We start from the raw sequence: 14,125 nt of genomic DNA, 5'->3' as shown, positions 1-14,125 counted from the left end.
CCCCGGCGAACCCGGCCGGGATCCGCGATGAGTACGTCCCTGTGACTCGTGTGCAGTAAGTTTCCTGGGTGGCCAACAATGTCTTCGACCTCGCCGAGCTGCGCAAGCTGATCGATGAGCAGCCCGCCATGCCGCCGCGGCCGCCGCAGGAGGCGGCCGAGGAGCACGAGGCCCTGACGTTCCCGCCCGTGACGCTCGTGCCCGACGCCCGGCTGGCCCGCCTGGTGCCCGCCGTGCCCCTCGTGGCCGACGCCATCCGCCTCACCGCGTGGACCGGCACCCGTCCCGTCACCCCCGAAGGGCTGCTCGCCGAGGCCGACGCCGCCGCCGCTGCCGAGACCCTCGGCGTCGACGCGGCGCGGCTGCGCCTCATCTGGATCGTCGCGGTCAACACCGGCCTGCTGCAGATCGTCCGCGGCCAGGCCCTGCGCGGCCCGCTGCCCGAGATGCTGACCGTCGAGGCGACGCTGGAGTTCTGGGACGGCGTGGTCATGGACGTCCTCGACCGCGCCGACGAGGGGCTGACCGGCTCGGCCGTGGTCGACGAGCACCTCGCCGAGATGCTGGCCACCATCTACTCCGTGCGCTCCGGCGTGGCCGTGGCCAACCTCGCCCGCGGCATCCTCCAGTCCCACGAGGTCGCCTGCGAGCCCGGCACGGTGCAGCTGCGCCGCCTGGCCGCCTCGCTGCCCGCCGAGCTGCTGGAGGCGCTGTCCCTGCTCGCGTACTGCGGCCTGGTCGAGCAGACCGAGGCCGGCCGTACGGCGCTCACGCCGCTCGGCGTGTGGGCGATCCGCCGCGACCTGGTGCGCGAGGGCCACGACGCGCCCACGGCCGCCGAGGTGGAGGTGTTCGCCGACCTGTCCGCCGCCGAGCTGGTGGAGGCGCTGGTCAAGGGCACGGCCACGCAGAGCGCCGTGGCGGGCTGGCTGGAGCGGCGTCCCCCCGAGGAGGCCGCCCGCGAGCTCATCGAGATCGCCGCCGAGGGCACGGCCGGGCAGCGTGGCGCCGTCGGCGCGATCCTGGAGGAGCTCGGGCCCGAGGCCGAGAAGCCCCTGCGCGAGGCCCTGGAGCTGCCGCTGATGCGCCGCTACGCCGCGTCCTGGCTGCACATCCGCGACCTCGACGCCCCGGCGCTGAGCGCCGACGACCACACCTGGATCGCGGTCGACTCCCTCGCGGCCCTCATGCACCTGTCCGGCCACGCCGCCGGGCGGCTCGACCCGCCCGAGCCCGGCGAGGACCTGATCCGGCTCGTCGGCGAGATGCCCGCCGTCGGCCATCCCGACACGATCGCCGTCCTCGACATGCTCGCCTCCGCCCACGACGACCCGGCGGTCGTCAAGGCGGCGCGCAAGGCGGCGATGAAGGCGCGATCCGTCGAGCACACTAAACTGGGCTCACCCCATCCAAGCGAAACGGAGTGACCCCTTGGCGATCCAGTCGATCCGGCTGTTCGGAGACCCGGTGCTGCGCACCCCGGCGGCCCCGGTCGTCGACTTCGACAAGGAGCTCCGCAAGCTGGTCAAGGACCTCACCGACACGATGATGGACGCGCCGGGCGCGGGCCTGGCCGCCCCGCAGATCGGCGTCGGGCTGCGCGTGTTCACGTACTACGTGGACGACCAGCTCGGCCACCTGATCAACCCCGACCTCGACCTGTCGTCCGAGATGGACGAGGAGGGCGAGGAGGGCTGCCTGTCCTTCCCGGGGCTGACCTACCCGACGCCGCGCGCCGTCCGCGCCGTGGCCAAGGGCTTCGACATGCACGGCGAGCCGGTCGTCCTCGAAGGCACCGACCTGATGGCGCGCTGCTTCCAGCACGAGACCGACCACCTCGACGGCATCCTGTTCATCGACCGGATGGACCCCAAGCAGCGCAAGCTGGCCATGAAGGCCATCCGCGAGGCGGAGTGGAGCGGCCTGTCCGCGCCGACGGTCAAGTTCTCGCCGCACGCCACCGGCGGAAAGGCGCTGTGAGCCGATGCGCCTGGTCTTCGCGGGCACGCCCGACACGGCGCTGCCGTCGCTGCGCGCGCTGATCGACTCGCCGCGGCACGACGTGGTGGCCGTCGTCACCCGCCCCGACGCCCAGTCGGGCCGGGGCCGCAAGGTCCACCCGTCGCCGGTCGCCGAGCTGGCCGAAGAGGCGGGCATCCCGGTGCTGCGCCCCGCCAAGGCCGGCGACCCCGAGTTCCTGAAGCGGCTGGCCGAGCTGGAGCCCGACTGCTGCCCCGTGGTCGCCTACGGCGCGCTGCTGTCCCAGTCGGCGCTCGACGTGCCCCGCCACGGCTGGATCAACCTGCATTTTTCGATCCTGCCCGCCTGGCGCGGAGCCGCCCCCGTGCAGCACGCCATCCTGCACGGCGACGAGATCACCGGCGCCTCGACGTTCCAGATCGTCAAAGAGCTGGACGCCGGACCCGTCTACGGCGTGGTCACCGAGGAGGTGCGGCCCGACGACACCAGCGGCGCCCTCCTCGACCGGCTCGCCCAGTCCGGGGCGGGGCTGCTCGCGGCCACGCTCGACGGCGTCGAGGACGGCACCCTGGAGGCCCGCCCGCAGCCGTCCGACGGGGTGAGCATCGCCCCCAAGATCAACGTCGTGGACGCCGAGATCGACTGGTCGGCGCCCGCCATGCGGGTCGACCGGCTCGTCCGGGCCTGCACCCCCAACCCTGGGGCGTGGACCACGTTCCGTGGCCAGCGGCTGAAGGTCGGCCGCGTCACTCCGGCGCCGTCCGCCGGAAGCCTCGCCCCGGGCGCCATCGCCGCGGGCAAGCATTCCGTGCTCGTCGGCACCGCCACCCACCCGGTCGAGCTGGGCGAGGTGCAGCCGCAGGGCAAGCGGGTGATGAGCGCGGGGGAGTGGGCGCGGGGCGCGCGCGTGGAGAGCGGCGACCGGTTCGAGTGACCGGAGCACGCCGCTGACCCCGTGGCCCTCGGGAGTGCCGCGCCGCCGCGCGTCGCGGGCGTTCGATGGTCATCGGCCCGCGCGTGAGGCGCTCGGCCTGAGCCGGCCGAGCGGTGACCGGTGGGCGGGGACGACGGCGGCAGGGCGTACCGTTGGCCGACATGTGTCCGGCGGGCCTGCCGGGTGGTGACGGCACACAGATGTGGTGACGGCACACAGATGAGGGAAAGCCGGAGGGGATGAGCACCAGCGGGGGCCGTGGGCCCGAGGACCGCGGCACCGGCCGCGAAGGCAGCGGCGGAGCGGGCCGGGACACGGGGCGCGAAGGCGGCCGCGGTTCCGGACGTGACGCGTGGCGCGACTCCGGCGCGGGCCGAGGGTCGGGAACGGGCCGAGGGTCCGGCACGGGCCGGGGAGCCGGTGCGGGCGGACGGGCCGGTACGGGCCGAGGAGCCGGTGCAGGTCGCGGGGCCGGTGCAGGTCGCGGCGCCGGTACAGGCCGAGGAGCTGGTACGGGCCGAGGAGCCGGTGCGGGTCGCGTGGGCGGCACCGGAAGCGGCGCGGGTCGTGACGCGGGTCGCGGGTCTGGCGCGGGTCGTGACGCGGGTCGCGGGTCTGGCGCGGTTCGTGATGCGGGTCGCGCGTCTGGTCAGACCGGTCGGCGGGGCGGTGCGTCCGGTCAGCAGACGCGTTCGTCCGGTGAATCGGGAGGTTCGTCGGGTCAGCAGGGTGATCACTCCAGGCAGCGGGGTGGTCTGTCCGGTGGACGGGGCGATGCGGGAAGCGGGCCGCGTGGGGGCGGGCGTGGTCGTGGCGGGGCCGGGCGGGCACAGCGTGACCCCGCGCGCAACGCCGCGTTCGACGTCATGCGCGCCGTGGACGAGCGCGACGCCTACGCCAACCTCCTCACCCCGCGCCTCCTGCGTGAGCGCGGGCTGAAGGGCCGCGACGCCGCCCTGGCCACCGAGCTCGCCTACGGCACCCTGCGCGGCCTCGGCACGTACGATGCGATCATCGCGATCTGCAGCGACCGCGCGCCCGACCCCGCCGTGCGCGACGCCCTGCGGCTCGGCGCCCACCAGCTCCTCCGCATGCGCGTCCCGCCGCACGCCGCCGTGGGCACCACGGTCGACCTGGTACGGCAGCGCGTCGGACCGGGCGCGGCCAAGTTCGTCAACGCCGTGCTGCGCAAGATCGCCTCTCGCACGCTCGAAGAGTGGCTGCCCATCGTGGCGCCCGACCTCGCCGACGACCCGTCCGGGCACCTCGCGGTCGTCCACAGCCACCCGCGCTGGGTGGTCAGCGCCTTCCGCGACGCGCTCGGCAGCGGCATCGAGGAGACCGCCGAACTCCTCGCCGCCGACAACGCCCGGCCCCTGGTCACGCTGGTGGCCCGGCCGGGACGCGCCACCCGTCGCGAGCTGCTGGACGCGGGCGCCGAGCCCACCCGCTATTCGCCGTACGGCGCGTACCTGACAGAGGGCGACCCCGGGCAGATCGCGGCGGTCGCCGAGACCCGCGCGGCCGTGCAGGACGAGGCCAGCCAGCTCGTGGCCCTCGCCCTGACCCGCGTCCCGCTCGGCCCGCCACCCTCGCCACGGCCCGGTTCGGCCGAGGGCGAGCTGTGGCTCGACATGTGCGCCGGTCCCGGCGGCAAGGCGGGCCTGCTCGACGCCGTGGCGGTGTACGGCGACACCGCGTACGGCGACACCGCGTACGGCGACACCGCGTACGGCGACACCGCGTACGGCGACACCGCGTACAGCGACACGGAGCACCGGCACACGGCGAGTGTTCCCGGCGACGTAGAGGACGTCGCCGGAAGCCGATCTGCCGAGGGCGCACAGGACGGGCGTCCCGCAGCGTCGCCGGCCGCTGGTGCCGAAGGCGGCCCGTCTGTGCCGGGCTCCGAAGGCGCCGAGGGGGGTGGGGCCGTCTCCGGGGTGGCTGAGGGCGGCCGGGGTGTGCCGTTGCGCGATGGTGCCGAGGGCGGGCGGCCCGTCGCGTTCCCCGGTGGGGCGCGGTTGCTCGCCGCCGATGTGCAGCAGCACCGGGCTCGGCTCGTGGCGCAGACCACCGCGCACGCCGGAGTGATCACCGCCGACGGCGCGCGGCCCGCCTGGCGGCCCGGCGCGTTCGACCGCGTCATGCTCGACGCGCCCTGCACGGGTCTGGGCGCGTTGCGGCGCAGACCCGAGGCACGGTGGCGGCGCGACCCCGCCAGCGTCGCCGAGCTGGGACGCCTCCAGCGCACCCTGCTGAACACCGCCCTGGACGCCACCCGTCCCGGCGGCGTGGTCGCGTACGTCACCTGCTCCCCGCACCTCGCGGAGACCCGGGTCGTGGTCGGCGACGTGATCGCGCGCCGCGACGACGTGGAGCAGCTCGACGCCCGCGACTACCTGCCCGAGGTCGACGGCCTGGGCGACGGCCCGCACGCCCAGTTCTGGCCGCACCGGCACGGCACCGACGCGATGTTCCTGGCGCTGCTTCGCAAGCGCGCGTGACATCGCCGCCCGGGTGGGGCCGCGGTACCAGGGGGAGCCGCGGTATGGGGGAGCCGCGGTATGGGGGCGCGGCGCCCCCACGGTGTGCGGCCCCCCGAGGTGAGCGCGGGAAGGGGCTCGGCCCCCCGAGGTGAGCGCGGGAAGGGGCTCGGCCCCGCGAGGTGAGCGCGGGAAGGGGCTCGGCCTGCGGCGTGTGCGGGAAGGGGCCCGGCCTGCGGCGTGTGGGGGAAGGCGCTGGAGGAAGGGCGGGGGCGCGCGCCGGGGCGGGGTTCAATAGACTCGGCACATCATGGCCGTACAGATCTCGCCCAGCATCCTGTCCGCCGACTTCGCCCGGCTCGCCGACGAGGCCGCGGCGGTGCCCAACGCCGACTGGCTGCACGTCGACGTGATGGACTACCACTTCGTGCCCAACCTCACGCTCGGCCTGCCCGTCGTGGAGTCGCTGCGCAAGGCCACGTCCCTGCCGCTCGACTGCCACCTCATGATCGAGGACCCCGACCGATGGGCGCCCGCCTACGCCGAGGCGGGGGCGGGCAGCGTCACCATCCACGCCGAGGCCGCCAAGGCGCCCGTGCGCACGCTGCGCCAGATCCGCTCCCTCGGCGCGCGGGCGGCGCTCGCCCTCAACCCGGGCACCGCCGTCGAGCCGTACGAGGGGTTGTTCGGCGAGATCGACATGCTGCTGCTCATGACGGTCGAGCCGGGGTTCGGCGGCCAGGAGTTCCTCGACATGGTGCTGCCGAAGATCCGCACCGCGCGCTCCCTCGTCGAGCGGCACGGCGGGCAGATCTGGATCCAGGTGGACGGCGGGGTCACCACCGAGACCATCGAGCGGGTCGCCGAGGCGGGGGCGGACGTCTTCGTCGCGGGCAGCGCCGTGTACGGAGCCAGCGACCCCTCCGCGGCCGTGGACGCCCTCCGTGCCCAGGCCGAGACCGTCACCGGCTGAGCCGAGCGCGCCGGCGCCCAGGCGGAGACCGTCACCGGCTGAGCCGAGCGCTCCGGCGCCCAGGCCGAGACGCCGGGATCGCGGCGCGCTGACGTGCGGGTGCTCGCGCCGCGACGGCTTCGTGACCCGCCAATGTGACCTACGCCATTGCGCCCGAGCCCGTACCCCCGGATCATCATGATCTCCGGGTGATCGGCGGCACAGTGGCTGCGGAGGTGCGCGAGTGGAGTACGTGCGGGTCGGGTGCGCCTGGCTGATCGCGGTGGTCTTCGCCATCACGGCGGTGTCCAAGGCGCGGGATCTGAGCGGGTTCGCCCGTTCGCTGCCGGATCTCGTCCCCGTGAGCCGCGCCCTGAGACGCCCTCTGGCGGTGCTGGTGGCGGCGCTGGAAGGGCTCGTGGCGCTCCTGGTGGCCGTGCCGCTGCTCGCCGGGGCGCCCGATGTCGCGGCGTTCGGCCTGGCACTGGCCTTCGTGCTGCTGGCGGCGTTCACCGTGGCGATCGCGGTGGCGCTGCGGCGCGGACGGCGCGCCCCCTGCCGCTGCTTCGGCGCGTCCGCCGCCCCGCTCGGGCCCCGCCATCTCGTCCGGAACGGCCTGCTGATCACCGCCACGCTGCTCGGCCTCGCCCTTCCCCTGGGGACGCCCGCGCTGGCCGGGGCCGTCGTGGCGGGCGTCGCGGGGCTGATCGGCGCCATCCTCGTCGCCGCGTTCGACGACCTCGTCGACCTCTTCGCCGGCGCCTGACACCCGGCGGCGCCTACCCCGTCACCGACGCGTCGGTGACGGGCGGCACGTGAAGCGTGACGCGAACGCCGCTGTCACCTGGCGAAGTGACATAAAGCCCTCCAGACCTGGGTAACTGCCCACTTATGGCGGATCATGGCCTTTTCGGCCCCCGTTCGGTGACCTGGCGGGTGATGGGGGAGCCGATCCTGCTCGTCGGCGGCCTGCGCGCGCTCCTCATGCAGGGGCTGCACCCCCGCGCCATGCGCGGCGTCCTCCAGCACTCCTCCCTCATGGACCCCTCCGAGGCGTGGTCGCGGTTCGTGCGCACCACCGAGTTCGTCCGCATCCGTACGTACGGGAGCCACGCCGAGGTGGAACGGGCGGCCCGGCGCGTCCGCAAGATCCACTCCAGCCTGACCGCGTACGACCCGGACACCGGGGAGGAGTACCGCCTCGACGAGCCCGAGGCGCTGCGGTGGGTGCACGTCGGCGAGGTGGACTCCTACCTGTCGGTGGCGCGGCGCGGCGGGGTCCGGCTCACCGACGCCGAGGCCGACACGTTCGTGGCCGAGTGGCGGCGCGCGGCCGAGGTGGTCGGGCTCGCGCCCGACAGCGTCCCCGGCACGGTCGCCGAGATGCGCGACTACATCGAGGCCCAGCGTCCGGGCCTGCGCTTCGTGCCCGAGGCCGCGCATCCCCTGCGCCTGTCGCTGAACGCCCCGCTCCCGCTCATCCTCACGCCCCTGCGCCCGGCGCTGCCGGCCCTCACCCTGCTCGCGTTCGCGACCATGCCGCGCTGGGCGCGCCGCCTGTACGGGCTGCCCGCCACCCCGGTCGGCGACCTGTGGGCGACGGCCACGCTGCGCGCCCTGCACACCGGGCTCGGAATCATCCCGGCCCAGGTCCGATACTCCCCGGCGGCCCGCGAGGCCCGGCGCATCATGGCCGCGTGAGCCCCTTCCCTTCATTTGACCAAGCGACCGCTTGGTTGCCATAGTGGGGGGTGGGCGCATGTCGCTTCGGCGGCATGGCAAACTGGTACAAGAACAGAGCTAGCGTGCTCCGGGGTCGGTGAAACTCCGAACCGGCGGTTACAGTCCGCGACCCGGCCGATGCCATCGGCCGGTTGACCCGGTGGAATTCCGGGACCGACGGTCAAAGTCCGGATGGGAGGAAGCGCGCGGGTGTCCGGCGATCGCCGGGCGCCTCTGTGATGCGTACGCGCATCGTCCGATCCCCCGGGGCCCGCCATGGCCGAGAGCCGATGGCGAGGAGGAGACCCGGGGTGGAGACCAGGGACACGGCGCGCACCACCGACCCCGCACGCGACCCCCATGTCGCCGAGTCCGCGACCCGTGAGCACGTCGCCGAGTCCGCGACCCGTGAGCATGCCGCCGAGCCGGCGACTCACGAGCATGTCGCGGATGCCGCGAATCCCGCGACCGATGCCGGCGTAGCCGCTCCCGCGACGGACGCCGGCGCCGTCCCGGCTGACGCCCCTACCGCCGCCGGTTCCGCCGGCGACGCCCGCCACATGGCGCGCGCCGTCGAGCTCGCCGCCCGCGGTCACGGCGCCACCAGCCCCAACCCCGTCGTCGGCTGCGTCATCCTCGACGCCGCCGGCCGGGTCGCGGGCGAGGGGTTCCACGCGTACGCCGGCGGCCCGCACGCCGAGGTCGTCGCGCTGCGGCAGGCCGGAGAGCGGGCGCGCGGTGGCACCGCCTACGTGACGCTGGAGCCGTGCGACCACACCGGACGCACCGGGCCGTGCAGCCGGGCGCTGCTCGCCGCCGGGATCGCCCGCGTGGTGGTCGCCGTGCCCGACCCCACCCCGAAGGCGGCCGGGGGGACGGCCCGGTTGCGCGAGCACGGCGTCGCCGTCGAGACGGGGCTGCTCGCCGAGGAGGCCGAGCGGGTCAACGCCGAGTGGCTGACGTACGCGCGGCTGGGCAGGCCCCACGTCACGTGGAAGTTCGCCGCCACGCTCGACGGGCGCTCGGCCGCCGCCGACGGCAGCAGCCAGTGGATCACCTCGCCCGAGGCGCGGGCCGACGTCCACCGGCTGCGGGCCCGGGCCGACGCCATCATGGCGGGCATCGGCACCGTCCTCGCCGACGACCCTCGCCTCACCGCCCGCCCGGAACCACCCCGAGCAAGCCCGGAACCGCCCCGAGCGAGCCCGGAACCGCCCCGAGGACGGCCGCCGCTGCGGGTGGTCGTCGACTCCGAGGGCCGCACCCCGCCCACCGCCCGCGTCCTGGACGGCGAGGCCCCCACGCTGCTGGCCCTGGCCCCCGAAGCCCCCGCACCCGTACCCGACGGCTCCCGGTCCGACGGCTCCCGGTCCGACGGCTCCCGGTCCGACGGCTCCCGGTCCGACGGCTCCCGGTCCGACGGCTCCCGGTCCGACGGCTCGCGGTCCGACGGCTCCTGGGCCGTCGGCGTCGTCCGCGTCCCCCGCCACCCCGGCGGCGGGCTCGACCTCGGCCTGCTGCTGCGCGAGCTGGCCCGGCGCGAGATCGTCAGCGTCTTCCTCGAAGGCGGCCCGGCCCTGGCCGGCTCCTTCCTCCGGCAGGGCCTCATCGACCGGGTCGTCGCCTACGTCGCGCCCGCCCTGCTCGGCTCCGGCGCCGCCGCCCTCGGCGACGCCGGCGTCACCGGCATCGCCGGCATCCACCGTCTCGTGCTGGACGACGTCACCCGCGTCGGCCCCGACCTCCGCCTGACCGCCCGCACCGCCGGGCCCGGCCTCCCCCGTAAGGAGCAGTGATGTTCACCGGAATCATCGAGGAGAAGGGCGAGGTCGCCGCCCTCGTCCAGGCCGGCGGCTCCGCCCGGCTGTCCGTGCGCGGCCCGCTCGTCACCTCCGACGCCTCCCACGGTGACTCCATCGCCGTCAACGGCGTCTGCCTGACGGTGGTCGAGGTCGACGGCGACGTGTTCACCGTGGACGTGATGCGCGAGTCGCTCGACCGCACCTCCCTCGGCGCGCTGGAGGAGGGCGCGGCCGTCAACCTGGAGCGGGCCGTGCGCGCCGACCAGCGCCTCGGCGGCCACATCGTGCAGGGCCACGTGGACGGCACCGCCGTGCTGCTGTCGCGCGACCCCGGCGAACGCTGGGACGACCTGCGCTTCTCCCTCCCGCAGGCGCTCGCCCGCTACGTGGCCGAGAAGGGCTCCATCGCGATCGACGGAATCAGCCTGACCGTCACGACGGTTGACGACGACAGCTTCGGCGTGAGTCTCATCCCGACCACGCTGCAGCTGACCACGATGGGCGAGCTCAAGGTCGGCGACCTGGTCAACCTCGAGGTCGACGTGATCGCGAAGTATGTCGAAAGGCTGGTGGTCAGGCAGTGAACTGGGCAGAGGCCGGATTCAACGTGTTCGGCACCCACGTGCTCTATACGGACCTGGTCGGCAACATCGCCGCCCTGGCCACGGTGGTGCTGGCGATGCGCAAATCCCTGTGGACCTGGCCCGTGCAGCTCACCGGCGCGGTGCTGCTGTTCGTCGCCTCGATCAACGCCCACATCACCGGCAACGCCCTGAAGCAGGCGCTGTTCGGGGTGCTGGCGATCTACGGCTGGTGGGCGTGGCGGCGCGGCACCCAGCAGGGCTCCGGCCTGCCGGTGCGGCCGGCGACCGCCAGGGAACGCACCTGGCTGGTCACCGTCATGCTGGCCGGCACCGCCGTCGTCGGCGTGCTGTTCTACGTGACCCACCTGTCGTGGGGGGCGGCCGTGCCGCTGCCCAAGGGCGCCTTCCTGGTGGCCGCCGACGCCTACATCTTCGTCGGCAGCGCGGTCGCCACCTGGGCGCAGGGCAGGGCCCTGGTCGACTTCTGGATCGTGTGGGTGGCCGTCGACCTCGTGGGCGTGCCGCTGGCGTTCAGCTCCGGGCTCGTGGTGTCCGGCGCCGTGTACGGGGTGTTCTTCCTGCTGGTGCTGTGGGGGTTCGTCAAATGGCTCAGGGAGTACCGGGCGCGCGTGGCGACCGGCGACGCCGTGGCGGTGGCGTCGTGAGCGGCATCAGGCTCGACCCGGTCGAGCGGGCCATCGCCGACATCCGCGAGGGCCGGCCGGTCGTCGTCGTGGACGACGAGAACCGCGAGAACGAGGGCGACCTCATCTTCGCCGCCGGCCGGGCCACCCCGGAGCTGTGCACGTTCATGATCCGGCACACCAGCGGCATGATCTGCGTGGCCATGGAGGGCCGCGACCTCGACCGGCTGGGCCTGCCGCTCATGGTGGCGCAGAACAACGAGCGCATGCGCACCGCGTACACGATCACCGTGGACGCCCGCGACGGCGTCACCACCGGCATCTCCGCGGCCGACCGCGCGAAGACCATCCGGACCCTGGCCGACTCCGCGACCGAGCCGAACGAGCTGGTCCGGCCCGGCCACATCTTCCCGCTGCGCTACGAGCGGGGCGGCGTGCTGGCCCGGCGCGGCCACACCGAGGCGGCCGTGGACCTCGCCCGGCTCGCCGGGCTGTCACCGGCCGGGGCGCTGGCCGAGATCGTCAACGACGACGGCACCATGGCCCGGCTGCCCCGGCTGCGCGCCTTCGCCGATGAGCACGGCCTGGCCCTCATCACCATCGAGCAGCTCGTCGACCACCGGCGCCGCGCCGAGAGCATGGTCACCCGGGTCGCCGAGACCAACGTGCCCACCGCGTACGGCATGTGGCGGGCCTTCGGCTACGCCAGCGCCGTCGACGGCGGCGAGCACGTCGCCCTCGTCTACGGCGACCTGGCCGGCGGCGACGACGTCCTCGTCCGCGCCCACTCCGAGTGCCTGACCGGCGACGTGTTCGGCTCGCTGCGCTGCGACTGCGGCCCGCAGCTCGACCACGCGATGGCCGCGATCGCCGAGGAGGGCCGCGGCGTGGTCGTCTACCTGCGCGGCCACGAGGGCCGCGGCATCGGCCTGCTGGCCAAGCTCAAGGCGTACAGCCTCCAGGACAACGGCAGCGACACCGTGGACGCCAACCTGGAGCTGGGGCTGCCGGTGGACGCCCGCGAGTTCTCCAACGCCGGGCAGATCCTCGCCGACCTCGGCGTCAAGTCGATCCGGCTGCTCACCAACAACCCGGCCAAGCTCGCCGGCATGGACGGCTACGGCATCGAGGTGCTGGGCCGCGAGCCCATGCCCGTGGCCATGAACCCCTACAACGAGCGGTACCTCAAGGCCAAGCGCGAACGCCTCGGCCACGACATCTCGGAGGCTTCATGAGCGGCGAGGGACGTCCCGCGGGCACGGCGGCGCCGGACGCGTCCGGACTGAGGGTCGGCGTGGTGGCCGCGAGCTGGCACGCCAAGATCACCGACCAGCTCGTGGCGCGGGCCGTGCGGGCGTGCGACGACAGCGGCGCCACCGCCACCGTCGTGCGGGTGCCGGGGTCGCTGGAGATCCCGGTCGTGGCGCAGGCGCTGGCCCGCCGCTGCGACGCCGTCGTGGCGCTCGGCGCGGTCATCCGCGGCGAGACAGCCCACTTCGACTACGTCTGCGACTCGGTGACCGCCGGGCTGACCCGGATCTCGCTCGACGAGAGCACCCCGGTCGGCAACGGCGTGCTCACCTGCGAGACGCTCGACCAGGCCCTCGACCGGGCCGGGCTGCCCGGCAGCAAGGAGGACAAGGGGTACGAGTCGGCGGTGGCGGCGCTGGAGACGGCACTCCTCCTGCGGGACCTCGCCTGAGCTGTTGTAGGTTCGACGCGTGCCCGAGCCCGTGCCCGTCCCGAGCCTGCCCGTCACCTGGCGTCCGAGCCGGGGAAGGATCGTCCCGTACGTCTTCGCCGTGGTCGTCGTCGTGGGGGCGGTGCTGATGGCGCTGTTCATCGCCGAGCCGTTCATGCTCGCCGACCGCGTCGCGTTCGTGGTGTTCGGTCTGGCGGTGGCGTGGGTGCTGCACCTGCTCGGGCGGGTGCGCGTCCAGGCCGACGAGGAGGGCCTGACGATCGTCAACGTCCTGCGCACGCACCGCTACACCTGGCCCGAGGTCATCGACGTCACGCTGCTCGTCGGCGACCCCTGGCCCCGGATCGACTTCTCCGACGGCCGCACGATCGGCGCGATGGGCATCCAGGGCTCGGAGAAGGCCCGCGCCCGCCGCGCCACGGCGGAGCTCGCCGCGCTCATCCGCGAGCGCGGCGAGGCCGGCGAGGAGTGATCCCTCCTCGCCGGGCTCAGCGCTCGTCGACGAGCCGGCCGTTCAGGGCGGTGGCGTCCCTGGTGAGGGCCATGGCCAGCGGCGCCTCCGGGAAGGTGGGGATGGCGGCGAAGGCCGCGCCCATCTGCTCGCCGGTCTCCCAGTGCCAGGTGTCGCTGTAGGTGCCGTCCTCCAGCCGGATCAGCACGGTGTGGGTGAGGCCGGGGTGTCCCTTCCGTACGGTGGCGATCAGCGAGGCGCGGCGGGCCAGGAACTCCTCGAGGTCGGCGTCGGCGACGGAGTAGCGGTGCGAGCGGACGACGGACATGGCGATGTCTCCTTCGGGTGCGGGGGGTGGGTTCACCAGCTGCCGGCGACCTGGCGGATCGGGGCGTTGAGGCGGTTGAAGAGGTTGGTGACCGCGGTCATGAGCAGGATCGAGGCGAGCTGCCGCTCGTCGAAGTGGTCGGCGGCGTTGTCCCAGATCTCGTCGGGGACGGCGTCGGCGCGGTCGGCCAGCCGGGTCGAGGCCTCGGCCAGCTCCAGCGCGGCCCGCTCGGCGTCGGTGTAGTACGGGGCCTCGCGCCAGGCGGCGACCAGGCCGACGCGCTCGTCGCTCGCGCCGAGCTTGCGCAGGTTCTTCAGGCCGGCGTCGACGCAGAAGCTGCAGCCGTTGATCTGGCTGACCCGCAGGTGGATCATCTCCATGAGCTCCTGGGGGAGGCCCTGCGACTGGGCGGCCTTCATCAGCTCCATGATCGGCTTCATCGCCGTGGGGATGATCGTGGCGGGGTTCTTCATCCGGGCTTCCATCGTGTGCTCCTCTGCCGTGTTCCCGGTCGTTCCGGTGGGACCAGAGTGTCTGCCC

At 74.2% G+C, this 14,125-nt stretch carries 15 protein-coding genes and 1 riboswitch; of the genes, 13 read left to right on the top strand and 2 right to left on the bottom strand.

Translation table 11 applies throughout. The features are described 5' to 3' along the window. Positions 1-68: 68 nt before the first annotated feature. The 13 genes from HT134_RS07210 (at position 69) to HT134_RS07145 (ending at position 13,278) form a co-directional block, all read left to right on the top strand. Positions 69-1,427, top strand: a complete 1,359-nt coding sequence (locus tag HT134_RS07210; RefSeq protein WP_175599386.1) for a hypothetical protein — start codon at positions 69-71, stop codon at positions 1,425-1,427. A gap of 4 nt (positions 1,428-1,431) precedes the next feature. Continuing rightward, on the top strand, positions 1,432-1,980 hold the full coding sequence (def, locus tag HT134_RS07205) for a peptide deformylase (protein WP_175599385.1): 549 nt from the start codon (positions 1,432-1,434) through the stop codon (positions 1,978-1,980). Between the two features lie 4 nt (positions 1,981-1,984). Further along, complete coding sequence (gene fmt, locus HT134_RS07200) at positions 1,985-2,914, top strand: methionyl-tRNA formyltransferase (RefSeq protein WP_175599384.1); 930 nt, start codon at positions 1,985-1,987, stop codon at positions 2,912-2,914. Between the two features lie 755 nt (positions 2,915-3,669). Further along, on the top strand, positions 3,670-5,421 hold the full coding sequence (locus tag HT134_RS45325; protein ID WP_376768083.1) for an RsmB/NOP family class I SAM-dependent RNA methyltransferase: 1,752 nt from the start codon (positions 3,670-3,672) through the stop codon (positions 5,419-5,421). Positions 5,422-5,710: 289 nt separating this feature from the next. Further along, positions 5,711-6,373 (top strand): ribulose-phosphate 3-epimerase, encoded by a 663-nt coding sequence (gene rpe / locus HT134_RS07185; protein WP_175599383.1) that lies wholly within the window; start codon positions 5,711-5,713, stop codon positions 6,371-6,373. A 223-nt stretch (positions 6,374-6,596) separates the two neighbouring features. Next, entirely contained in the window at positions 6,597-7,118 is a 522-nt protein-coding gene (locus HT134_RS07180) for a MauE/DoxX family redox-associated membrane protein (RefSeq protein ID WP_175599382.1), read from the top strand. Positions 7,119-7,291: 173 nt separating this feature from the next. Continuing rightward, positions 7,292-8,053, top strand: coding sequence for an oxygenase MpaB family protein (locus HT134_RS07175; protein WP_246363562.1), 762 nt, complete (start codon positions 7,292-7,294; stop codon positions 8,051-8,053). A gap of 100 nt (positions 8,054-8,153) precedes the next feature. Beyond that, positions 8,154-8,284: riboswitch (FMN riboswitch) on the top strand. Between the two features lie 101 nt (positions 8,285-8,385). After that, entirely contained in the window at positions 8,386-9,870 is a 1,485-nt protein-coding gene (ribD, locus tag HT134_RS07170) for a bifunctional diaminohydroxyphosphoribosylaminopyrimidine deaminase/5-amino-6-(5-phosphoribosylamino)uracil reductase RibD (RefSeq protein ID WP_312888009.1), read from the top strand. Beyond that, a complete protein-coding gene (locus tag HT134_RS07165; RefSeq protein ID WP_175599380.1) occupies positions 9,870-10,460 on the top strand; it encodes a riboflavin synthase in 591 nt (196 codons plus the stop codon). The genes ribD and HT134_RS07165 overlap by 1 nt, the downstream gene beginning before the upstream one ends. After that, positions 10,457-11,125, top strand: coding sequence for a nicotinamide mononucleotide transporter family protein (locus HT134_RS07160; RefSeq protein ID WP_175599379.1), 669 nt, complete (start codon positions 10,457-10,459; stop codon positions 11,123-11,125). The genes HT134_RS07165 and HT134_RS07160 overlap by 4 nt, the downstream gene beginning before the upstream one ends. Further along, positions 11,122-12,339: a bifunctional 3,4-dihydroxy-2-butanone-4-phosphate synthase/GTP cyclohydrolase II gene (locus HT134_RS07155; protein ID WP_312888008.1), complete on the top strand. Its 1,218-nt coding sequence runs from the start codon at positions 11,122-11,124 to the stop codon at positions 12,337-12,339. Before HT134_RS07160 ends, HT134_RS07155 begins: the two co-directional genes overlap by 4 nt. Beyond that, a complete protein-coding gene (gene ribH, locus HT134_RS07150) occupies positions 12,336-12,806 on the top strand; it encodes a 6,7-dimethyl-8-ribityllumazine synthase (RefSeq protein WP_175599377.1) in 471 nt (156 codons plus the stop codon). The genes HT134_RS07155 and ribH overlap by 4 nt, the downstream gene beginning before the upstream one ends. Positions 12,807-12,825: 19 nt before the next feature. Continuing rightward, a complete protein-coding gene (locus HT134_RS07145) occupies positions 12,826-13,278 on the top strand; it encodes a PH domain-containing protein (protein ID WP_175599376.1) in 453 nt (150 codons plus the stop codon). Between the two features lie 16 nt (positions 13,279-13,294). Here the strand turns inward: HT134_RS07145 and HT134_RS07140 are convergent, their stop codons facing one another. After that, entirely contained in the window at positions 13,295-13,585 is a 291-nt protein-coding gene (locus HT134_RS07140; RefSeq protein ID WP_175599375.1) for a hypothetical protein, read from the bottom strand. Between the two features lie 32 nt (positions 13,586-13,617). Continuing rightward, positions 13,618-14,070, bottom strand: a complete 453-nt coding sequence (locus HT134_RS07135) for a carboxymuconolactone decarboxylase family protein (protein ID WP_175599374.1) — start codon at positions 14,068-14,070, stop codon at positions 13,618-13,620. Between the last annotated feature and the right edge of the window lie 55 nt (positions 14,071-14,125).

Source organism: Nonomuraea rhodomycinica, assembly GCF_013363995.1.
GTDB classification, from domain to species: Bacteria; Actinomycetota; Actinomycetes; order Streptosporangiales; family Streptosporangiaceae; genus Nonomuraea; species Nonomuraea rhodomycinica.
Note: the sequence above shows the minus strand (reverse complement) of the source record. Positions and strands in the feature narration are given on the sequence as shown.

Excerpts from the sequence above, each read along its gene's own strand:
- fmt (WP_175599384.1), top strand. The coding sequence starts at position 1,985 with ATGCGCCTGGTCTTCGCGGGCACGCCCGACACGGCGCTGCCGTCGCTG.
- rpe (WP_175599383.1), top strand. The coding sequence starts at position 5,711 with ATGGCCGTACAGATCTCGCCCAGCATCCTGTCCGCCGACTTCGCCCGG.
- HT134_RS07175 (WP_246363562.1), top strand. The coding sequence starts at position 7,292 with ATGGGGGAGCCGATCCTGCTCGTCGGCGGCCTGCGCGCGCTCCTCATG.
- HT134_RS07165 (WP_175599380.1), top strand. The coding sequence starts at position 9,870 with ATGTTCACCGGAATCATCGAGGAGAAGGGCGAGGTCGCCGCCCTCGTC.
- ribH (WP_175599377.1), top strand. The coding sequence starts at position 12,336 with ATGAGCGGCGAGGGACGTCCCGCGGGCACGGCGGCGCCGGACGCGTCC.
- HT134_RS07140 (WP_175599375.1), bottom strand. The coding sequence starts at position 13,585 with ATGTCCGTCGTCCGCTCGCACCGCTACTCCGTCGCCGACGCCGACCTC.
- HT134_RS07135 (WP_175599374.1), bottom strand. The coding sequence starts at position 14,070 with ATGGAAGCCCGGATGAAGAACCCCGCCACGATCATCCCCACGGCGATG.